18 protein-coding genes and 1 pseudogene are annotated in these 20,504 nt (G+C 74.1%); 5 read left to right on the top strand and 14 right to left on the bottom strand.

Features of this window, described 5'->3' with window-relative positions; all coding sequences use genetic code 11:
- The first annotated feature begins 24 nt into the window (after positions 1-24).
- On the top strand, positions 25-1,701 hold the full coding sequence (locus ACWH4W_RS14300) for an FAD-dependent monooxygenase (protein WP_473076105.1): 1,677 nt from the start codon (positions 25-27) through the stop codon (positions 1,699-1,701).
- Between the two features lie 286 nt (positions 1,702-1,987).
- A pseudogene (locus ACWH4W_RS14295) lies at positions 1,988-2,182 on the top strand (rhodanese-like domain-containing protein); the annotation flags it as partial.
- A gap of 61 nt (positions 2,183-2,243) precedes the next feature.
- Here ACWH4W_RS14295 and recX read toward each other — a convergent pair.
- The 4 genes from recX to ACWH4W_RS14275 form a co-directional block, all read right to left on the bottom strand.
- Positions 2,244-3,056 (bottom strand): recombination regulator RecX, encoded by an 813-nt coding sequence (gene recX, locus ACWH4W_RS14290; protein ID WP_473076104.1) that lies wholly within the window; start codon positions 3,054-3,056, stop codon positions 2,244-2,246.
- A 3-nt stretch (positions 3,057-3,059) separates the two neighbouring features.
- Entirely contained in the window at positions 3,060-4,178 is a 1,119-nt protein-coding gene (gene recA / locus ACWH4W_RS14285) for a recombinase RecA (protein ID WP_473076103.1), read from the bottom strand.
- A gap of 270 nt (positions 4,179-4,448) precedes the next feature.
- Positions 4,449-5,771 (bottom strand): AI-2E family transporter, encoded by a 1,323-nt coding sequence (locus ACWH4W_RS14280; RefSeq protein ID WP_473076102.1) that lies wholly within the window; start codon positions 5,769-5,771, stop codon positions 4,449-4,451.
- A gap of 59 nt (positions 5,772-5,830) precedes the next feature.
- Positions 5,831-6,025 (bottom strand): DUF3046 domain-containing protein, encoded by a 195-nt coding sequence (locus ACWH4W_RS14275; protein WP_473076101.1) that lies wholly within the window; start codon positions 6,023-6,025, stop codon positions 5,831-5,833.
- 80 nt (positions 6,026-6,105) lie between these two features.
- Between ACWH4W_RS14275 and ACWH4W_RS14270 the strand changes: the two genes are divergently transcribed.
- Entirely contained in the window at positions 6,106-7,020 is a 915-nt protein-coding gene (locus ACWH4W_RS14270; protein ID WP_473076100.1) for a hypothetical protein, read from the top strand.
- Positions 7,021-7,055: 35 nt separating this feature from the next.
- Here the strand turns inward: ACWH4W_RS14270 and ACWH4W_RS14265 are convergent, their stop codons facing one another.
- From ACWH4W_RS14265 to ACWH4W_RS14255, 3 genes are read right to left on the bottom strand one after another with little or no spacing between them, the layout of a single operon-like run.
- Positions 7,056-7,364: an AzlD domain-containing protein gene (locus ACWH4W_RS14265; protein ID WP_473076099.1), complete on the bottom strand. Its 309-nt coding sequence runs from the start codon at positions 7,362-7,364 to the stop codon at positions 7,056-7,058.
- Positions 7,361-8,038, bottom strand: coding sequence for an AzlC family ABC transporter permease (locus ACWH4W_RS14260; protein WP_473076098.1), 678 nt, complete (start codon positions 8,036-8,038; stop codon positions 7,361-7,363). The genes ACWH4W_RS14265 and ACWH4W_RS14260 overlap by 4 nt, the downstream gene beginning before the upstream one ends.
- A complete protein-coding gene (locus ACWH4W_RS14255; protein WP_473076097.1) occupies positions 7,978-9,024 on the bottom strand; it encodes an AraC family transcriptional regulator in 1,047 nt (348 codons plus the stop codon). Before ACWH4W_RS14255 ends, ACWH4W_RS14260 begins: the two co-directional genes overlap by 61 nt.
- A 74-nt stretch (positions 9,025-9,098) precedes the next feature.
- On the opposite strand from ACWH4W_RS14255, the gene ACWH4W_RS14250 reads away from it, so the two are divergent.
- Complete coding sequence (locus ACWH4W_RS14250) at positions 9,099-13,952, top strand: ATP-dependent helicase (protein WP_473076096.1); 4,854 nt, start codon at positions 9,099-9,101, stop codon at positions 13,950-13,952.
- A 34-nt stretch (positions 13,953-13,986) separates the two neighbouring features.
- Positions 13,987-14,823, top strand: coding sequence for an Fpg/Nei family DNA glycosylase (locus ACWH4W_RS14245; protein ID WP_473076095.1), 837 nt, complete (start codon positions 13,987-13,989; stop codon positions 14,821-14,823).
- 197 nt (positions 14,824-15,020) lie between these two features.
- Here ACWH4W_RS14245 and ACWH4W_RS14240 read toward each other — a convergent pair whose 3' ends face one another.
- From ACWH4W_RS14240 to ACWH4W_RS14210, 7 genes are all read right to left on the bottom strand, one after another.
- On the bottom strand, positions 15,021-15,227 hold the full coding sequence (locus ACWH4W_RS14240; protein WP_473076094.1) for a hypothetical protein: 207 nt from the start codon (positions 15,225-15,227) through the stop codon (positions 15,021-15,023).
- 67 nt (positions 15,228-15,294) lie between these two features.
- The gene (locus ACWH4W_RS14235; RefSeq protein ID WP_473076093.1) at positions 15,295-15,765 is read right to left on the bottom strand and encodes a Dps family protein; all 471 of its coding nucleotides are present in this window, start codon (positions 15,763-15,765) and stop codon (positions 15,295-15,297) included.
- Between the two features lie 197 nt (positions 15,766-15,962).
- Positions 15,963-16,343 (bottom strand): helix-turn-helix domain-containing protein, encoded by a 381-nt coding sequence (locus ACWH4W_RS14230; protein WP_015657463.1) that lies wholly within the window; start codon positions 16,341-16,343, stop codon positions 15,963-15,965.
- Between the two features lie 109 nt (positions 16,344-16,452).
- Positions 16,453-16,998, bottom strand: coding sequence for a CinA family protein (locus ACWH4W_RS14225; RefSeq protein ID WP_473076092.1), 546 nt, complete (start codon positions 16,996-16,998; stop codon positions 16,453-16,455).
- Positions 16,995-17,897 carry a CDP-diacylglycerol--glycerol-3-phosphate 3-phosphatidyltransferase gene (gene pgsA / locus ACWH4W_RS14220; protein ID WP_473076091.1) on the bottom strand — a complete coding sequence of 301 codons (903 nt, stop codon included), beginning with the start codon at positions 17,895-17,897 and terminating at the stop codon, positions 16,995-16,997. The genes ACWH4W_RS14225 and pgsA overlap by 4 nt, the downstream gene beginning before the upstream one ends.
- A complete protein-coding gene (gene rimO / locus ACWH4W_RS14215; protein WP_473076090.1) occupies positions 17,894-19,366 on the bottom strand; it encodes a 30S ribosomal protein S12 methylthiotransferase RimO in 1,473 nt (490 codons plus the stop codon). Before rimO ends, pgsA begins: the two co-directional genes overlap by 4 nt.
- A 93-nt stretch (positions 19,367-19,459) precedes the next feature.
- Complete coding sequence (locus ACWH4W_RS14210) at positions 19,460-20,302, bottom strand: helix-turn-helix domain-containing protein (protein WP_473076089.1); 843 nt, start codon at positions 20,300-20,302, stop codon at positions 19,460-19,462.
- Positions 20,303-20,504: the final 202 nt, after the last annotated feature.

The raw sequence follows: 20,504 nt of genomic DNA, 5'->3' as shown, positions 1-20,504 counted from the left end.
ACTCCGAGCAGGGGGCGCCGCGCCGTGGACCCGGTGATCGTCGTCGGAGCGGGGCCCGTCGGGCTCACGCTGGCGCTGGCGCTGGCGCGTCAGGACGTGCCGTGCGTGGTCCTCGACGAGGGGCCGGGCAAGGACGAAGCCCGTCCCGCCCGCACCGTCGTGCTGCGCGAGGACACCGCCGCGCTGATGGAGCGGCTGACCGGTCTGTCCCTCGACCACGCGGGCTTCCGCTGGGCCGGATGGCGGTCGATGCGGCGCAAGCAGGTGACGGGCGAGGTCGCCTTCCAGGACGCCGAGACCGCACCCCTGCACATCGCCCAGCACGTCCTGACCGGCGCGCTGCGCGCGGCACTGGAGAACGAACGGCTCGTCAAGATCGCCGCCGACAGCCGGCTGGACGCCATGGAGCAGGAACGCTCCGGCGTCACCGCCCACACCCGGGGCTCCTCCGGCACCTGGTGGCGCGGCAGTTACCTGGTCGGTTGCGACGGCCCGCGCTCCACCGTGCGCAAACTCCAGGACATCCGCTTCCCCGGCCGCACCGCGGTCGAACGTCACGCCGTCGCCGCCCTGCGCACCGAACTCCCCTGGCAGGACGAGGCGCTGCTGCACCGCTCGCCGCCGTGGCGCACGTCCGGTCCCTCCGCCGGCGAGATCACCGCCCGCCCGCTGCCGGACGGGGTGTGGCGGCTGGACTGGCTGCTGCCGCCCGGCAAGGACCTGGTCACTCCCGAGATGCTGCTCACCCGCATCCGGGAGACCCTGGCCGGCTGGAACGGCGGCTCGGTGCCGCCGTACGAACTCCTCGACACCGGGGTGCACACCGTCCACCACCGGCTGGCCCGGCGCTGGCGGGCCGACCGCGTCTTCCTCGCCGGGGACGCGGCGCGCCTGCTCGGCGCGCTGGGCACGCACGGGCTGGACGAGGGGTTGCGCGACGCCGACAACCTCGCCTGGAAACTGGCCCTGGCCTGGCACCACGGCCCGCACGACGCACTGCTCGACAGCTACCAGGCCGAGCGCCGCGCCATCGTCGCCTCCCGGCTGCGCGCCGCCGACCAGGCACTGCCGCTGCTGCGCGGCGGCGGAGGGCTGCGCGCCTACGTCCCCGGCTCCTCGCGCGGCCTCGACACGCTCCTGATGGACGGTCACCTCGGGCGGGGCGCCCTGGGCGCGCCCGGCACGTACGCCGACTCACCGCTCGCGCCCGGCCGCCTGGAGGGCGAGGCTCCGGTCGGCACGGCGCCGGGGGCGGCGGTCACGGACGTGGTCGTCACCGCCGAGGACGGCACCTTCGTCCGGCTGCGGGACCGGCTCGGGCGGGGTGCCCTGCTGGTGGTGCTGGTCGCGCCGGGCACCGGGGTGTGGGAACGCCGGCACTGGGTGTCCGCCGGGATCATGCCGCGGCTGGCGGCCGCCGTCTCCGCGCTGCCGCACCGCGCGGAACTGCTGGTCGCCGAGAGCTATCCGGGCGCGGCGGCCCACACGGTACTGCTCGTCCGCCCCGACGGACACCTCGTCACGGCGCTGAGCGGGGTCCGCCCGGCGGACATGTACGCGGCGGCGGAGGCGGCCCTTGGCGGACCGGTGGTCCCGGCGGAGTCGGCGGAGTCGAGGGATGCGGGGAACTCTGGTGGTTCGGGGGCGAAGGCCGGTTCGGGGGCGAAGGCCAGGGAGGACGCGGGGGCGGGGTCTCGGTGAGACGGGGCGTCCGCTGGGGGCGGGCCCTGGCCTGGGCGTGAGCGCCCCGACGCGTCGGAGCGCTCTGAGGTCGGAGAGCGGGGAGCAGGGGTCGCTGGACGCGGTGCGGCTGAATCCCGTGCCGTTGAACGGCGGCGTGCGGTGAGGCCGAGAGCGTGCTGAGCGGAGAGCACCCGCCAAGCCGGGCGTTCCCGCGTGGCGACGACGCCTGCCGAGCGCCCCGGCTCGTCCCCGCCGCGCGGGCCGCCGCGTACCGGGGTGCGTCTGCCGCGACTGGACCCACGGGGGCAGCCAGCACCTCCCCGAGGCCATCAGCCACGACCTGCGCGTCATCATGCCGTGCGACGAGAGGTGCGCTTCCAGCCTGGCGGCGGGGCCACTCCACCGGCCGGGACCGCGCCGGGCCACCGGTCTGCTCGCCGGCTTCCAGGCCTGGTGGGCGGCGGGACTACCGGTGACACCGGCAGCCGTGAAGGCGTGAAGGCGTGCAGGCGTGCAGGCGTGCAGGCGTGCAGGCGGAGCACCCGACTCCGACTGCCCGCTCAGTACCCCTCGTCACCGAGGAAGTCGGTGTCCTCGCCCTCCTCCTCCAGCGCCTGGCGGACCACGCGCAGGGCGAGGCCCTCCGGGTAACCCTTGCGGGCGAGCATGCCGGCGAGGCGGCGTATCCGCTTGTCGCGGTCGAGTCCGCGGGTGGCGCGCAGCTTGCGCGCGACCAGTTCGCGGGCGGTCTCCTCCTCCTGCTCGGAGTCGAGCCGGGAGACGGCCTCGTCGATCAGCGTGGCGTCCACGCCCTTGGTGCGCAGCTCACGCGCGAGGGCGCGCCGGGCCAGCCCGCGGCCGTGGTGCCGGGACTCCACCCAGGCGTCCGCGAAGGCGCTGTCGTTGATCAGTCCGACCTCCTCGAACCGGGACAGCACCTCCTCGGCGGCCTCGTCGGGGATCTCCCGCTTGCGGAGGGCGTCGGCGAGCTGCTTGCGGGTGCGCGGGGTCCCGGTGAGCAGCCGCAGGCAGATCGCCCGCGCCCGCTCCACCGGGTCCCCCGGAGGTTCCTCCCGCTCTGCCCTCACCGATGCGGAGGCGCCTCCGTCCGCCGCGGCCGCCTCGCCGAAGGAGCGGCGTCGGCGCCCGCGTGCACCGTGCGGCCCGCCGTCACGCGAGCCACCCGTCCGTGCCGTACGACCGCCGCGTCGCCGGCCGCCGCCACCGCCCGCGTCCGGGCGGCCGGGGTCCGCGCCGTCGTCGTACGCCGTGTCACCGCCGGCGGCCGGGTCCTCGCCGCCCACGGTGTCCCTCCCCCGTGGGACACCGGGGGCGTCGTACTCGTACTCGGCCCAGTCGGTTCGTCGGGTCACGGGTCAGCTCTTGGCCGCCGCGGCCTTGGACTTGGAGCCCTTGGCCGCCGGGGCCGGTACCGCTGCGGGCTCGGCCGGAGCGGCGCCCGCGGCGTCCGCGCCCGCCTCGGCGGGGGTCTCCTCGGGCCGGACGCCCACGCCCAGCTTCTCCTTGATCTTCTTTTCGATCTCGTTGGCGAGGTCGGGGTTGTCCTTCAGGAAGTTGCGGGCGTTCTCCTTGCCCTGGCCGAGCTGGTCGCCCTCGTACGTGTACCAGGCGCCGGCCTTGCGGACGAAGCCGTGCTCCACGCCCATGTCGATCAGACCGCCCTCGCGGCTGATGCCCTGGCCGTAGAGGATGTCGAACTCGGCCTGCTTGAAGGGCGGCGCGACCTTGTTCTTGACGACCTTGCAGCGGGTGCGGTTGCCGACCGCCTCGGTGCCGTCCTTGAGGGTCTCGATGCGGCGGATGTCGATACGCACGGAGGCGTAGAACTTCAGCGCTCGGCCACCGGTCGTGGTCTCCGGGGAGCCGAACATCACTCCGATCTTCTCGCGGAGCTGGTTGATGAAGATCGCGGTGGTCTTGGACTGGTTGAGCGCGCTGGTGATCTTCCGCAGGGCCTGGCTCATCAGACGGGCCTGCAGACCCACGTGGCTGTCGCCCATCTCGCCCTCGATCTCCGCGCGGGGGACGAGCGCCGCGACGGAGTCGATGACGATGAGGTCGAGGGCTCCGGAGCGGACCAGCATGTCCACGATCTCCAGGGCCTGCTCGCCGTTGTCCGGCTGGGACAGGATGAGGTTGTCGATGTCGACGCCGAGCTTCTTCGCGTACTCGGGGTCGAGGGCGTGCTCCGCGTCCACGAACGCGACCTGGCCGCCCGCCTTCTGCGCGTTCGCCACCGCGTGCAGGGTCAGGGTCGTCTTGCCGGAGGACTCCGGTCCGTAGATCTCCACCACACGGCCGCGCGGCAGGCCGCCGACGCCGAGGGCCACGTCGAGCGCGGTCGACCCGGTCGGGATGACCTCGATGGGCTCCTTCGTCCGGTCACCCATGCGCATGACCGCGCCCTTGCCGAATTGCCGTTCAATCTGTGCGAGCGCGGCGTCGAGCGCCTTCTCGCGGTCGGTTCCTGCCATGGGTTCCACCCGGTTTGCTTGAGTCGATCGCTTCACGTCAAAGACGCTAACGCCTGCCACTGACAACGCGCCCCGACGCACGTCCGGCCTGTGGATAACCCGGGTACGCATCCGCCCCGACTGGGACAGAACGCCCGGAGTTGAGCCTCGCCGGCTCCCCCATAAGAATAGACGTTCGATTTTTGTGTCAAGCCGGACCACCGGACCCCCGAGCCTCCCGGGCCCCCTCGGCGCCGGGACCCGCCCCGCGGTATCAGAAGCCCCGGGCCCTCACGCCCCGGCCGCCCCGCCGTTCCCCGTACCGGCCGTCCCGGAGCCGGGCGCGCCCGTACCGGCCGTCCCGGCAGCGCTCGGCCCGGCACCGGCCGGTTCCGGGCCCCGCTGTGCCCACAGGCCCCGGACGCGGCGGCCGAGGGCGCCCGGGCCGCCGGAGCCGCGGTGGCCGAGGACCCTCGGGTCGTCGGTGACGTCGTACCGCTTCACGTACGCGCCGAGGAACGCCTGGAGCGTGGCGACGGCGGGGATGGCGATCAGGGCGCCGACGGCGCCGAGCAGGGCGGTGCCCGCGATGACGGAGCCGAAGGCGACCGCCGGGTGGATGTCGACGGTCCGGGCGGTCAGCTTGGGCTGCAGCACGTAGTTCTCGAACTGCTGGTAGACCACCACGAACACCAGCACCCACACCGCGTACCAGGGCGCGACCGCGAAGGCGATCAGCATGGGCAGCGCGCCGGCCAGATACGTGCCGATGGTGGGGATGAACTGCGACACCAGTCCCACCCACACGGCCAGCACGGGGGCGTAGGGCACGTCGAGGAACTCGAGCAGGACGTAGTGCGCGAGGCCCGAGACGAGGGCCATCAGGCCGCGCGAGTAGAGGTAGCCGCCCGTCTTGTTCACGGCGATCTCCCAGGCGCGCAGCACCTCGGTCTGCCGGGCCGGCGGCAGGACGGAGCAGATGGTGCGGCGCAGCCGGGGCCCGTCGGCGGCGAAGTAGAACGAGAACAGGCCGATGGTCAGCAGCCGGAAGAGCCCGCCGAGCACCTGGGCGGACACGTCCAGCACGCCGGTGGCGCTGTTCTGCACGTAGGTGCGCAGCCAGTCGGACCGCAGCAGGTTCTCCTGGATGTCTACGCGCCGCAGTTCGGTGTGGAAGTGGGCGTTGATCCAGTTGATCACCGAGTCGAGGTACTGCGGGAAGTCCTCGACGATCGTGATGATCTGCTCCGCGAGCATCGAGCCGAGCAGCGTGACGAACCCCGCCCCCACGACCAGGACGCCCAGGAAGACGAGGAAGGTGCCGAGGCCCCGCCGCACACCGCGCGCGGCCATCCAGCTCACCGCGGGTTCCACGGCGAGCGCCAGGAAGAACGCGATCAGGATGTTGATGAGCAGCCCGGTGAGCTGGTGGAAGGCCCAGCTGCCGAGCTGGAACACGGCGACCAGGGCGAGCGCGAGCACCATGGCGCGCGGCAGCCACCGCGGCATGCGGGCGGGCTGGAGTGCGGGGTCCACCGGCGGGTCGGCGGGCGGGGGCGCGCCGGGCACGGTGGTGCTCTGGCCCGCGGGCCCGGTCTCGTCGGTGGCTGCCACGGCCCAAGTTTCACCCACGGCGACGACACCTGTCCGCTCCCGTGGGACCTATGTGACGATCAGCGCAGTTCCCGGGGGACGTCCATCACGGAGCAGACCACCTGCCAGACGTCCTTGGCGTCCCAGCCGGCCGCCAGCGCCTCGTGGACGGTCCGTCCGCCGAGTTCGGACATGACATGGTCGCGCGCGAAGGTGTCGGCGTAGCCCCCGCCGAAGTACTCCGTCATGCGCTCCCAGAAAACCGTCAACCGCATGCCTCCCAGTATCCCGCCTGCGGGGGTGTCACCGGCCCACGGGCCCCGCGGGGCTGCGTGGTGCCCCTACGGTCGGTGCCATGGCCGACACCGCAGCCGTACCGCTCACCCGACCGTCCCCTTCACAGGGCACGCTCACGCACGCGGAGCGCTTCGTGTGGCTCACCGCGCGCGTACTGGAGCAACGCCTGTTCGCCCACCACTTCCGCGACGGTGCCGCGGGCCCCGTGGAGACGGCGCTGGAGGCGTACCGGAACGACGACGGCGGCTACGGTCACGCGCTGGAGCCCGCCCTGCGCGGACCGGCCAGCCTGCCCGCCCACACCGCACGCGCGCTGCACGTGCTCGACGCGGTGGGACGCTGCGACGCGCGCCGCGCGGAGGAGGTGTGCCGCTGTCTGACGTCCGTCTCGACGGCGGAAGGCGCGCTCCCGTGCGTGCGTCCGGCCGGGAGCGGCGGCGATCCGGCCGCCGCTCCCGGCTCGCTGTCGGCCACCGCGCCGGTGGTGGGGCTGCTGCACCGCAACGAGGTGTGGCACCCGTGGCTGTTCCGCGCGACCCACTTCTGCGAGCAGGCCGTGGAGTCGCTGGAGACGGCACGCTCCGACGAGGTGGAGGCCGCCGTGCTCTTCCTCGACCACGCCCCGGACCGCGCCCGCGCGGAGGCCGCCGCCGAGCGGCTGGGCCGCCTGGTGCGCCGGGAGCGGCTGGTGGTGCTCGACCCGGACGGCCCCGGCCGCCCCCCGGGCGACCGCCGCTTCCCGCACGACTTCGCGCGGACGCCGGACTCACTGGCGCGCGCGTGGTTCACCGACGCGGAGATGGATCGTTCCCTGGACTGTCTCGCGGCCGGGCAGCAGGACGACGGAGGCTGGCCCGTCCGCCGGTACCCGGGCGCTCCCGAACCCACCCCGGGCGCCCTCGCGGAGTCCCGCCCCATCGCGACGATCGAGGCACTGCGCACCCTGGCCGCGTACGGCCGCCCTTTGGCCTGAGGCATACGGCAGCCCACCACGAGAGGAGCCCTGTCTCACCCGCCCAGGGCCCGCACCCCCGCCGTCACGAGCACGGCCGCCGCCACCACGAGCAGGAACGGCGCGCGCAGCAGGAGCGCCACGGCGGCAGCCGCCAGACCGGCGGCCCGCGCGTCCAGCACCAGGGCACGCCCGTCCGCGAAGGCCTGCTGGGCCGTGAGGGCGGCGAGCAGGGCGACGGGCAGCAGCGCGGCGAGCCGGCGCACGAGGGGCCGTTCGAGGGCCCCGGCGGGCACCAGCAGTCCGGCGAGCTTCACGGCGTAGCAGCCGACGACGGTCAGGCCGATCGCGAGCCAGATGTTCACCGCTCCCCCTCCCTCACGCGGTCGCGCGACGCGTCCCTGCGGCCGTGCGCCCACAGGACGACCGGTGCCGCGAGCGCGGCCACCAGGACCGGGACGCCGGCGGGCAGGACGGGCAGCAGGCCGAGCCCCAGCAGCACGGCGAGCGCGGCGACGGCCCGCTCGGCGCCGGTCCGCAGCATGGGCGCGAGCAACGCCAGGAAGACGGCGGGTCCGGCCGCGTCCAGGCCCCACGCGTCGGTGTCCCCGATGGCGTCCGCGCCCAGCGCGCCGAGCAGTGTCGTGAGGTTCCACAGGACGTAGAGGCTGAGCCCGGTGACCAGGAAGCCGATGCGGGCGCTGCGCCGGGTGGGCTGGGCCAGCGAGACGGCGGCGGTCTCGTCGATCACCCACTGCGCGGCGAACGGCCGCACCGCGCGGGGCAGCGCCAGCAGTTGCGACAGCCGCAGCCCGTAGAAGGCGTTGCGCACGCCCAGGAAGAACGCGCCGGCGGCGGCCGTGACGGCTCCGCCGCCCGCTGCCAGCGCTCCCACCAGGGCGAACTGGGAGGCGCCGGTGAACACCAGCAGGCTGAGCGCGCAGGTCTGGAGCAGGCTGAGCCCGCTGCCCGCCGCGGTCACGCCGAAGGCGAACCCGGAGAGTCCGACGGCGACCCCGACACCGAGGGCGTCCCGCACGACGGCGCCGTCCGGCTTGTCTCCCCCCTCGGGGAGTGCGCTGCCTCCCGCCTCAGGGGGTGCGTCGCCTCCGATGTCGGACCGTATGTCCGTGTGCTGTGCTGTCCGTTCCGCTGCCACGCCCCGGACGCTACGGAAAGGCCGCCGCGCGCGTCTTGTACGTTCTTGCGCTCGCGCTGGTAGGCGCCCGGCGGGACGCCGACGATGCGGCCGAAGTGCCGGTTGAGGTGCGGCTGGTCGGTGAAGCCCACGGTGACGGCCGCCTCGGACGGTGTCGTCCCGGCGTCCAGCAGCCGCCGGGCCCTCCGTACGCGCGCGTCGGTGAGCCAGGTGTGCGGGGGCATGCCGTAGGAGTCGCGGAAGGCGCGCAGCAGGGCGAACGGGCTGGTGCCGAGGTCGGCGGCGAGCTGCTCCAGAGTGGGCGGGGCGGCCATGCGCTCCTCGAGCACGGCACGCGCGCGTGCCGCGGTCCGGGCGCCGGCCGTGCGGACCTCACGCCGGGGCAGCGTGCCGCCGTTCAGCCGCAGCAGCCGGGTCACCACGACCCGCAGCAGGGTGTCGGCGGCGAGCGCGTTGCCCTCGTCGGTGGCCCGCAGCACACCGTGGACGAGCCGGACCGTGTACGGGTCCTCGAGGACCGGTGTGACGAAACCCGGGGTGCCGCGCAGGGTGGTGGTCTCGGCGGCGATCGCGGCCACCACGTCCGGCGAGGGGTAGACGGCCCCGTACCGCCAGCCCTCGGGGACGCCCGCCCGGCCGGTGTGAGGCGTGTCGGGGTTGACCAGGGCGAGGGCGCCGGCGCCCGCGTACTGGTCGCCGTTGCCGTGGTGGAAGACCTCGACGCCGTCGGCGATGGCGGCGATCACGAAGTGTTCGTGGGTGTGCCGGACGAACGACTTGCGGATGTAGCGGGCACGCAGCAGGTCGACACCGGGCAGTTCCTCGTACCGCCAGTGCCGCGCCCGTTCCCCGCGCGATTCCGCCATACCGTCATTGTCACGCGGCCCGTCCGGCGCCCCGGACCGGCCCGGTTGTCAGTGGCCGGGTGCACGATGGACGCATGGTCAGCGATCCGCGCCGAGCCCTGGACGGCTTCTCCCCCGCGACCCGTGGCTGGTTCACGGGGGCCTTCTCCGCTCCCACCGCCGCCCAGGCCGGCGCCTGGGCGGCCATCGGCGCGGGCTCGGACGTGCTGGTGGTGGCCCCCACGGGCTCCGGCAAGACGCTGGCCGCGTTCCTCGCCGCCCTGGACCAGCTCGCCTCGACGCCCCCGCCGGCCGACCCCAGGAAGCGCTGCCGGGTGCTGTACGTCTCCCCGCTCAAGGCGCTCGCCGTCGACGTCGAGCGCAATCTGCGCAGCCCCCTGACCGGCATCCGGCAGGAGGCCGTGCGTCTGGGGATGCCGGAGCCGGAGGTGAGGGTCGGCATCCGTTCGGGCGACACCCCGCCCGCCGAGCGCCGTTCCCTCGCCACGCGGCCGCCGGACATCCTGATCACCACGCCCGAGTCGCTGTTCCTGATGCTGACGTCCGCCACGCGCGACGCGCTCGCGGGCGTGGAGACGGTGATCCTCGACGAGGTGCACGCGGTCGCGGGCACCAAGCGCGGCGCGCACCTGGCGCTGTCCCTGGAGCGGCTGGACGAGCTGCTGCCGCGGCCGGCCCGCCGCATCGGCCTGTCGGCGACGGTGCGCCCGGTGGACGAGGTGGCCCGCTTCCTGTCCCCGCGCCGCAGGACGGAGATCGTGCAGCCGGAGTCGGGCAAGGAGTTCGACCTGTCCGTGGTGGTGCCGGTCGAGGACCTGGGCGAGCTGGGCGGCTCCCCGGTCCCGGAGAGTTCGGAGGGCGCGGAGCGGCCGTCGATCTGGCCGCATGTCGAGGAGCGGATCACCGACCTGGTGCAGTCGCACCGCTCGACCATCGTGTTCGCGAACTCCCGCCGGCTCGCCGAGCGCCTGTGCAACCGGCTCAACGAGATCGCGTACGAGCGGGCCACCGGCGAGCCGCCGTCCGAGCACCACTCCCCCGCCGAGCTGATGGGCGGTTCCGGAGCCGCCCAGGGCGCGCCGGCGGTCATCGCGCGGGCGCACCACGGCTCGGTGTCCAAGGAGCAGCGCGCCCAGGTGGAGGAGGACCTGAAGGCGGGCCGGCTGCCCGCGGTGGTCGCCACGTCCAGCCTGGAGCTGGGCATCGACATGGGCGCCGTCGACCTGGTGGTGCAGGTCGAGTCGCCGCCGTCGGTGGCGTCCGGACTCCAGCGCGTGGGCCGTGCGGGCCACCAGGTGGGCGCGGTGTCCACGGGCGTGGTGTTCCCGAAGTACCGGGGGGACCTGGTGCAGGCCGCCGTGGTCACGGAGCGGATGCGCGCGGGTGCGATCGAGTCCCTGCGCGTCCCGTCGAATCCGCTGGACGTCCTGGCGCAGCAGCTCGTGGCGATGACGGCGATGGACACCTGGCAGTTCGACGACCTGCTGGCGGTGGTCCGCCGGGCGGCCCCGTTCGCCTCGCTGCCGGAGTCCGCGTTCACGTCCGTGCTGGACATGCTCGCCGGACGCTACCCGTCGGACGCCTTCGCGGAGCTGCGCCCGCGCCTGGTGTGGGACCGGATCACCGGCGAGATCACCGGCCGCCCGGGCGCCCAGCGGCTGGCCGTCACCTCGGGCGGCACGATTCCCGACCGCGGCCTGTTCGGCGTGTTCCTGGCGGGCGCCGACCCCAAGAAGGGCGGGGGCCGGGTCGGCGAGCTGGACGAGGAGATGGTCTACGAATCGCGCGTGGGCGACGTGTTCACGCTCGGCACCAGTTCGTGGCGCATCGAGGACATCACCCGCGACCGCGTCCTGGTCTCCCCCGCGCCGGGTGTGCCGGGCCGGCTGCCGTTCTGGAAGGGCGACCAGCTGGGCCGGCCGCTGGAGCTGGGCCGCGCGCTGGGCGCGTTCCTGCGCGAGGTGGGCTCGCTGTCCGACGAGGACGCCCGGCTGCGGCTGCTGGCGGCGGGGCTGGACGCCTGGGCCGCGGACAACGTGCTGTCGTACCTGGCGGAGCAGCGCGAGGCGTGCGGCCACGTCCCGGACGACCGCACCATCGTGGTCGAGCGCTTCCGCGACGAACTGGGCGACTGGCGCGTCGTCGTGCACTCCCCGTTCGGCGCCCAGGTGCACGCCCCGTGGGCGCTCGCGCTCGGCGCCCGCCTCTCCGAGCGGTACGGCATGGACGCCCAGGTGATGCACGCCGACGACGGCATCGTGCTGCGTCTCCCGGACGCCGACCTGATGGGCCTGGACCTGCTCGACCAGGAGCCGTCGACGGCCGGCGCCTCGTACGACGCGGACCAGGCCCCCGTGGGCGCCGCCGACGTCGTCTTCGACAAGGGTGAGGTCGACCAGGTCGTCACCGACCAGGTCGGCGGTTCGGCCCTGTTCGCCTCCCGGTTCCGCGAGTGCGCCGCCCGCGCGCTGCTGCTGCCGCGCCGCAGCCCGGGCCGGCGCACCCCGCTGTGGCAGCAGCGCCAGCGCGCCTCCCAGTTGCTCCAGGTGGCCGGCGAGTTCGGCTCGTTCCCAATCGTCCTCGAAGCGGTCCGGGAATGCCTCCAGGACGTGTTCGACGTCCCCGGTCTGGTCGAGCTGATGGGCGACCTGGAGTCCCGCAAGGTGCGGCTGGTCGAGGTCACCACCCCGGAGCCGTCCCCCTTCGCCCGCTCCCTGCTGTTCGGGTACGTCGCCCAGTTCCTCTACGAGGGCGACTCCCCGCTCGCCGAGCGCCGGGCCGCCGCCCTGTCGCTGGACTCCCGGCTGCTCGCGGAGCTGCTCGGCCGTGCGGAGCTGCGCGAGCTGCTGGACGCCGAGGTGCTCACCGAGCTGGAGCGCGAGCTGCAGTGGCTCACCGAGGACCGGCGCGCGAAGGACGCGGAGAGCGTCGCCGACCTGCTGCGCCTGCTCGGCCCGCTGACCGACGCCGAGCTGGCCGAGCGGGGCGCCGAGCCGTCGTGGGCGCAGGAGCTGGCCTCCGCGAGACGCGCCATCCGGGTGCGCGTCGCGGGTGAGGACCACTGGGCGGCCGTCGAGGACGCGGGCCGGCTGCGCGACGCGCTGGGCACGGCGCTGCCGGTCGGCGTGCCCGAGGCGTTCACCGAACCCGTCAAGGACCCCCTGGGCGACCTCCTCGCGCGGTACGCGCGCACCCACGGCCCCTTCACGTCGGCCACGGCGGCGGCCCGCCTCGGACTGGGCGTGGCCGTCACCGAGGGCGCGCTGCAGCGGCTCGCGGCGTCCGGCCGGGTCGTCCAGGGCGAGTTCCACCCGGCCGGGATCGGACAGGAGTGGTGCGACGCGGCCGTGCTGCGCCGGCTGCGCCGCCGCTCCCTGGCCGCGCTGCGGCACGAGCTGGAGCCGGTGCCGCCCGCCGCGCTGGCCCAGTTCCTCCCCCAGTGGCAGCACATCGGCAAGGGCCACTCCCTGCGCGGCGTCGACGGGCTCCTGCGGGCCGTCGAGCAGGTGCAGGGCGCGTCCGTGCCCGCCTCCGCCCTGGAGAAGCTGGTCCTGCCGTCCCGGGTGGCGCACTACACCCCGGCCATGCTCGACGAGCTCACCGCGGCCGGAGAGGTGATCTGGGCCGGCGCCGGTTCGCTGCCGGGCAAGGACGGCTGGGTCTCCCTGTACCTGGCGGACGCGGCCCCGCTCCTGCTCCCTCCCCCGCACCCGCTGGAGACGACCGCGCTGCACGAGTCCGTCCTCGCCGCCCTGTCCGGCGGCTACGGCCTCTTCTTCCGGCAGATCGCCGACCAGGTCCGCGCCACCACGCACCCCGAGGCGAGCGACGTGCAGCTGGCCGACGCCCTGTGGGACCTCGCCTGGTCCGGGCGGCTGACCAACGACACGCTGAATCCCCTGCGCGCCCTGCTCGGCTCCGGCCGCACCGCGGGGTCCACCGCCCACCGCGCCAAGCGCGCGGTGCCGCGCGGACGCTACGGCTCCCTCACGGCGGCCGCCCGCAGCGCCTCCCGCACGGGCCCGCCCACCGTCGCAGGCCGCTGGTCCCTGCTGCCCGACCGGGAGGGCGACACCACGGTCCGCGCCCACGCGCTGGCGCGCACGCTGCTGGACCGGCACGGCGTGGTGACCCGTGGCGCCGTCGCCGCCGAGGGCGTCGAGGGCGGCTTCTCGGCGGTGTACCGGGTGCTCTCCGCCTTCGAGGAGACCGGCCAGGCCCGGCGCGGCTACGTCGTGGAGGGCCTCGGCGCCGCCCAGTTCGCGATGGACGGCGCCGTGGACCGCCTGCGCGCGGCGGCCGACGCCCGGGAGCGCGACGAGGGGCGCACGACCCTGGACGCGCCCGCTCCGTTCGGCGCGGGGTCCGACCCCCACGGGCTCGCGCCGAGCCGGAGCGACGCGCCGTACCCGCCCCCGCGGCCCGGTGAGTACGTCTCGCCGCGCGACCTCGCCGCACAGGGCTCCCGGCAGCCCTGGCAGAGCGGCGGCCCCTCGCACGACCCGTTCGCCGGCCGCCGTACGGGACCGGGCCGCGCCTCCCGTGCCGTCGTGCTCGCCGCCGCCGACCCGGCCAACGCCTACGGGGCGGCCCTGGGCTGGCCGGAGCCGCCGGACGGCGCCGGCCACAAGCCGGGCCGCAAGGCGGGCTCCCTGGTGGTGCTGGTGGACGGCGAGCTGACGCTCTACATGGAGCGCGGCGGCAAGACCCTGCTGGCCTGGCCCGCCGATCCCGGCGCCGGCCCGGCCGACGACCCGCGGCTGCCGGTCGCCGCCGAGGCGCTCGCGAACGCCGCCCGCGCGGGCTCCCTCGGCACGGTCACCGTGGAGCGCGTCAACGGCACCCCCGCCCTGACCTCCCCGCTGGGCGCCCTGCTGGAGACCGCGGGCTTCGTGGCCACACCCAGGGGGCTGCGCCTGCGCGCCTGACCGCGGCCTGCCCGGACGTGACACCCTTGGACGCATGCCTGAAGGAGACACGGTCCGGCAGGCCGCGCGACGGCTGCACGACGCCCTCGCGGGCAGAGTCCTGGTCCGCAGCGACCTGCGCGTGCCCCGGTTCGCCACGTCCGACCTCACCGGCCGCTCGGTGCTGGACGTCACCGCACGCGGCAAGCACCTGCTGACCCGGATCGAGGGCGGTCTGACGCTGCACTCGCATCTGCGGATGGACGGCTCCTGGCGGATCTACGCGCCCGGACAGCGCTGGAACGGCGGCCCGGCGCACCAGATCCGCGCCGTCCTCGCCAACGCCGAACGCACGGCCGTCGGCTACCGGCTCCCGGTGCTGGAACTGATCCGCACCGAGGACGAGGAAGAACGGGCGGTCGGCCACCTCGGCCCCGATCTGCTGGGCCCCGACTGGGATCCCGACCTCGCGCTCGCCAACCTCGGGAAGGACCCCGGCCGCGAGCTCGGCGAGGCCCTGCTGGACCAGCGGAACCTCGCGGGCATCGGCAACGTGTTCAAGAGCGAGCTGTGCTTCCTGCTCAACGTCACCCCCTGGCTCCCCGTGGGGGAGCTGCCCGCCGACCGGATGGCGAGCCTCCCGGAACTGGCCAGGAAGCTGCTGGAGTTCAACCGCGACCGCCCCGTCCGCAACACCACGGGCTGGCGCGGCCAGGACCTCTACGTGTACGGCCGCGCCCGCCGCCCCTGTCTGCGCTGCGGCACCCCGGTCCGCGTGGCCGAGCAGGGCGACGGCTCACGGGAACGCCCCACGTACTGGTGTCCCACCTGTCAGCCGGGACCGGCCCCTGCCCCCGCGCCCCGAGGCGCCCGCCGGAGCCCCGCCCGCTGACCGGGGCGACTCCACAGGCGGCGCCCCCGCTCCCCGAAGCCATCCGCCGGAGCCCCGCCCGCCGGCCGACGCGACCCCACAGGCGTCACCCCCTCGCCCAAGGGCCTGCGCACGCCCCGCTTGCCGGGGCCCAGGGCTCCGCCCCGCGCCCGAGGCCATCGAGGCCCTGCCAGGTGACCGACACAGCCACACACGCGTCACGAGCCCCGGGAGCGTCCCGCGCCCCAGGCCCGCCGCCACCGCCCCGGGGCGAGCGCGCCTTCCGCACGCGCCCTGGGCAGGCAGTGCACCGGTAGCACGCTCAGCCCCCACCCGCCGGCCGCGACCGCCCCTTCCAGGGCGCCGGCGTCGGACGCGAGCAGCAACCGCGCCGCCGCCCACCACCACAGCACCGTGAAACCCACGGCGGCACACCGGCACACCCCTCGCCCGGCCGGCCGCGCGGGGGCCGTGCCGGCGTCCACGGCCGTGTCACCCGTTCGCGGCCTGGAACATCCAGTGGTGCTTCTCGAGGTCCGCGGTGACGGTGATGAAGATGTCCTGGCTCACCGGGTCGGGCTCCTCGGTCGCCGCGATCCGCTCCCGCATGCGGGCGATCACCGCCCCCAGCGCGTCCACCAGCGCGCTCACCGCCGCCGCGTCGTCGACCCACCCCTCGGGCGTGACGCCGATCCCGCTGCCGACGGCCACCGTCGCGGCCCGCCCGTCGGGCGACACGCCCAGTGCCGCGGCGCGCTCGGCCACCGTGTCGGAGTGACCGCGCGCGGTGGTCACGACCTCGTCGAGCTGGAGATGGACGGAGCGGAAACGCGGTCCGACCACGTTCCAGTGGATCTGCTTGGCCACCAGGGAGAGGTCGACCAGATCGACCAGGGCGCCCTGCAGTGCCTCCGAGACGATCTTCAGGTTCTCGTCGGACAACGGGCTCTTCACGACGTACATCCGCACCTCCGTGGCTGGTCCCCCGTCTCCGTCTCCACGATGACGGCCCGTCGCCGCACCGGCAAACGCAGGACGGCGACGCCCGCGAGAACCCTCAGGCATGCGAAAACCCCGGCGGCACTCCTCCGGATTCCTCCGGGGAGCCCCCACCGGGGCATCTCACGCCTTCACACCGCGCAGGGCGTCGGACACCGGGCTCAGGCGGCGACGACGTCCACCGCCTCGGCAGGCGCCTTGATGGTCACCCGTTCCGGTGGCACACCGGTCACCGACACGGAACCCAGCATCGGCCGAACCGACGTGGGCACGGGCTCGCTGGGGGTCGCTGCAGCAGACTGGGCCAGCTCGGCGAGAGCGAGTTCGTCGCTCACTTCCCGCATGAGCTCGGACATCCGTACGTCCAACGCGTCGCAGATCGCGGAGAGCAGCTCGGAGGAAGCCTCCTTCTGCCCCCGCTCCACCTCGGAGAGATAGCCGAGCGAAACTCGGGCGGACGAGGAGACTTCGCGCAGAGTACGGCCCTGGCGCTGGCGCTGCCGACGCAGCACGTCACCCAGCAGGCGACGGAGCAGAATCATCGGTGGCTCCCTCCTCGGACCGCGTAGCCGCATCCTTCTCGCCCCACCGTACCGCCTCGCGCCGCGGCCGTGCGGGGAGCGATGTCGTGTTCACTCTGGGCTGCAAACATCAAAACCCCCCGTTCCGTTCCGTATCCTGTGCCCGCTCATTCCCGGTCTGTTCGTCCGCAAGCTCCGCGAGGAGCAGTGCGAGTACGCTCCGTACACTCTCCATACGAATTTCCGCGCGGTCGCCGTTCAACCGCAGATGGCGCACTTTTCCGCCAATGACGGAACCGGCGCTCCCCGCGGAGGGACCCTCGACGGCCACGTAGACCGTGCCGACGGCCTGCCCGTCCTGGGGGTCGGGGCCTGCCACCCCGGTGGTGGCGATGCCCCAGTCGGCGCCGAGCGCGGTGCGCACGCCGGCCGCCATCTGGGCCGCCACCTGCGGATCCACCGCTCCGCGCTGGGCCAGCAGAGTGTGGTCCACGCCCAGCAGCCGGTGCTTGAGGTCGGTGGCGTAGGCCGTCACCGAGCCTCTGAAGACCTTGGACGCCCCGGGGACGGAGGTGATCTCCGCCGCCACCAGGCCACCGGTCAGCGACTCGGCGACCGCGAGCGTCCCGCCGTTCACGGTGAGTAGTCGCACCACCTCGGTGGCCGTTGAACTCACGCTTCCGTCTCCTCCAATGCCGCCTTGCGCTCGGCGATTCCCCGCCTGCGGAGCACAATGGCCTGTTTCACATAGTCGAGTCCGGTCGCCACGGTCAGCACCACCGCCGCGGCCATCACCCACCAGCGCAGCGTCGCCAGCCACCCGGTCAGCGCGAGCACGTACATGCCCACGGCCACGCCCTGGGTGAGGGTCTTGAGCTTGCCGCCCCGGCTGGCCGGGATGACCCCGTAACGGATGACCAGGAAACGCAGCAGGGTGATCCCGAGTTCCCGGCCGAGGATCACGCCCGTGACCCACCACGGCAGGTCGCCCAGCGCGGACAGGCAGATCAGCGCCGCGCCCATGATGGCCTTGTCGGCGATGGGGTCGGCGATCTTCCCGAAGTCGGTGACCAGGTTGTACGTGCGCGCCAGATGTCCGTCGAACAGGTCGGTGATCATGGCGACGGCGAAGGCCGCCCATGCCAGCGAGCGCCACGCGGGGTCGTAGCCGCCGTCGGCGAGCATCAGCATGACGAACGCCGGCACCAGCAGCAGCCGGAGCATGGTCAGCAGGTTGGCGATGTTCCAGACGCTGGCCTGGTCGACGGCCGCCGCGGCGATCTTGCCGCCGCGCGGGGCCCGCGTGGCGCCCTGCGCCTCGGTGGTCCCGGCGCTCCCGGCGTCCTCGGGGCCCGTCGAGGCGGACGGGGCCGCCGCTTCGGCGTGCGCCCGGGCGTCCGCCGGAGTCGACGCGTCCCCCCGTGCCGGTCCGTTCCCGGAGGCGTCCGGAGCCGTGTCCCTGGCCTCCCGCGCGAGCGTGCGGCCGGACGCCGGTGTCAGGCCCCCGGACGCGGGGCCCTCCGATCTCCTCGCGCCGGAGGGGCCACCTGCCGCCGATGCCGGGACACCCGTCATCTGCCCGCCTCCTCGATGCGCGCGGGCGAGCCCTCGAAGAGCGGCTCGGCCACCAGGTCGACACCCTCCGTGCCGACCACCTTCGCCTCGACCATACGGCCGACACTCAGTCCCTCGCCGCTCGTGAGCAGCACCTGGCCGTCCGTTTCGGGGGCCTGGTGCGCGGCACGGCCGTACACGCCCTCCTCGTCGACGGACTCCACCAGGACGTGCACGGTCTCGCCGACCCGCTCCTCGGCGCGCTGCGAGACGAGTTCCTCGGCCAGCCGGGAGACGCGGGCCAGGCGCTCGGCGACCACGTCCTCGTCCAGCTTGCCGTCGTAGCCGGCCGCCTCGGTGCCCTCCTCGTCGGAGTAGCCGAACACACCGATGGCGTCGAGCCGGGCGTGGTTCAGGAACCGCTCCAGCTCGGCGAGGTCGGACGCGGACTCGCCCGGGAAGCCGACGATGAAGTTGGAGCGCACGCCGGCCTGGGGCGCCTTGCCCCGGATGGTGTCGAGCAGCTCCAGGAAGCGGTCGGTGTCGCCGAAGCGGCGCATGGCGCGCAGCACGTCCGGCGCGGAGTGCTGGAAGGACAGGTCGAAGTAGGGGGCGACCTTCGGGGTGGAGGTCAGCACGTCGATCAGGCCGGGCCGCATCTCGGCCGGCTGGAGGTAGCTGACGCGCACCCGCTCCAGGCCGTCGACCTCGGCGAGTTCGGGCAGCAGGGACTCCAGCAGGCGGATGTCGCCGAGGTCCTTGCCGTAGGAGGTGTTGTTCTCGGAGACCAGCATGATCTCCTTCACGCCCTGCTCGGCCAGCCACCGCGTCTCGTTGAGGACGTCACTGGGGCGGCGGGAGATGAAGGAGCCGCGGAAGGACGGAATGGCGCAGAAGGAGCAGCGCCGGTCGCAGCCGGAGGCCAGCTTCACGGACGCGACCGGGGAGCCGTCCAGACGGCGGCGCAGGGGCGCGCGGGGGCCCGAGGCCGGGGCGAGGCCGTCGGGCAGGTCGACCGGGCCGTGCCCGGGCAGCGCGACGGCGGCGGCCGACTCCTGCCGCTCGACCGGGCTGACGGGCAGCAGCTTGCGCCGGTCGCGCGGGGTGTGAGAGGCGTGGATGCCGCCGTTCAGAATGGTCTGCAGACGGTCGGAGATGTCCGCGTAGTCGTCGAAGCCGAGCACGCCGTCGGCCTCGGGGAGGGCGTCGGCGAGCTCCTTGCCGTACCGCTCGGCCATGCAGCCCACGGCGACGACGGCCTGGGTTCTCCCGTGTCCCTTGAGGTCGTTGGCCTCGAGGAGGGCGTCGACGGAGTCCTTCTTGGCGGCCTCGACGAAGCCACAGGTGTTGACGACGGCGACGTCCGCGTCCTCGGCGTCCTCCACGAGCTGCCAGCCGTCCGCCTCCAAACGGCCTGCGAGCTCCTCCGAGTCCACCTCGTTACGGGCGCAGCCAAGGGTGACCAGTGCGACGGTACGGCGTTCAGGCATGGGCTCAAGACTACTTCGTCCCGGCGACGCCCCATGTCGACGGGGTTGGCCGGACCCGGCCGACCCCGTGCTGATCGCGACTTCGGACGCCGGTCATCCGGCCTGCGGGTCGCCCTTGGTGTAGGTGAGGCGCTCCACCGCGCCCGGCTGCCAGTCGTCCTCGATCTTCTCGCCGTTCACGAACAGGTCGAGGGCGCCGGCGTCACCGAGGACCAGGTCGATCCGGGAGCTGTCCTGGAAGGTCTTGTCCTCGCCCTCCTTGAGCAGCTCCGCGAAGAGCACCTTGCCGTTGTGGTCCTTGGCGGAGATCCAGCTCGGCCCGTCGGCGGCGACGACCTTGACGGTCACCTTGTCCTGCGGCGCGGCGGCGATGGCGCTGTCCGACGGCTCCGGCGCGGGCACGACGGGCTTCGCGGTCCCGGTGGTGGCGCTGGGCGCGGGCGACGCGGCGGGCTCGGTGTCACCGGCGACGTTCGCCTGGTCACCGTCGTCGCCGGTGACCATCGTGAAGCCGACGAAGCCGATCACGACCACGATCGCGGCGACCATGGCGGCGGTCCAGTTGGGCCCGCGCCGCTCCGGACGGATACGTTCCGCCTCGAAGAGGGGCGCGGCCGGGGTGGGGGCCGGGCGGCCGCCGCCGTGCTCGGCCTCGTACTGGGCGAGCAGCGGGGCGGGGTCGAGCCGCACGGCCTTGGCCAGCGTGCGGATGTGCCCGCGTGCGTACACGTCGCCGCCGCAGGGCGCGAAGTCGTCGCGCTCGATGGCGTGGACGATGGCGATCCGGACGCGGGTGGCGGTACTGACGTCGTCGACGGTGAGCCCGGCGGCGACGCGCGCCTGCCGCAGCGCACGGCCGACCGAGACGGAAGGGCGGTCTTCCTCGGAAACGTCTTCGAACGGACGCTCGTCTTCAGGGGAGTTGCCGATGGACACGGGGGCGCCTTTCGAGCGTGTAGCCGCCTGTGCTGGAGGTTCAGTCTAGGTGGGGTACGACGGGGTGGGGCAACCGGGCGTTCATATATGTACGCCATCGGAATGGCCCGACATTCCGATGGTCGGCCTGCTGTCCGACACTTCGTTCAACTTGACGTGTGCCGACGGGAGACGGTTGCTCGGTGATCGCTTACGGAAGGGT

This window comes from Streptomyces sp. DSM 120436 (assembly GCF_055778765.1).
This window is presented reverse-complemented; position numbering and strand designations above follow the sequence as displayed.

Bases quoted from the DNA above. Each gene is read 5' to 3' on its own strand.
- ACWH4W_RS14270 (WP_473076100.1), top strand. From the start codon at position 6,106: ATGGCCGACACCGCAGCCGTACCGCTCACCCGACCGTCCCCTTCACAG.
- pgsA (WP_473076091.1), bottom strand. From the start codon at position 17,897: ATGACGGGTGTCCCGGCATCGGCGGCAGGTGGCCCCTCCGGCGCGAGG.
- ACWH4W_RS14275 (WP_473076101.1), bottom strand. From the start codon at position 6,025: ATGCGGTTGACGGTTTTCTGGGAGCGCATGACGGAGTACTTCGGCGGG.
- rimO (WP_473076090.1), bottom strand. From the start codon at position 19,366: ATGCCTGAACGCCGTACCGTCGCACTGGTCACCCTTGGCTGCGCCCGT.
- ACWH4W_RS14255 (WP_473076097.1), bottom strand. From the start codon at position 9,024: ATGGCGGAATCGCGCGGGGAACGGGCGCGGCACTGGCGGTACGAGGAA.
- ACWH4W_RS14235 (WP_473076093.1), bottom strand. From the start codon at position 15,765: ATGTACGTCGTGAAGAGCCCGTTGTCCGACGAGAACCTGAAGATCGTC.
- recA (WP_473076103.1), bottom strand. From the start codon at position 4,178: ATGGCAGGAACCGACCGCGAGAAGGCGCTCGACGCCGCGCTCGCACAG.
- ACWH4W_RS14250 (WP_473076096.1), top strand. From the start codon at position 9,099: ATGGTCAGCGATCCGCGCCGAGCCCTGGACGGCTTCTCCCCCGCGACC.
- ACWH4W_RS14230 (WP_015657463.1), bottom strand. From the start codon at position 16,343: ATGATTCTGCTCCGTCGCCTGCTGGGTGACGTGCTGCGTCGGCAGCGC.
- ACWH4W_RS14245 (WP_473076095.1), top strand. From the start codon at position 13,987: ATGCCTGAAGGAGACACGGTCCGGCAGGCCGCGCGACGGCTGCACGAC.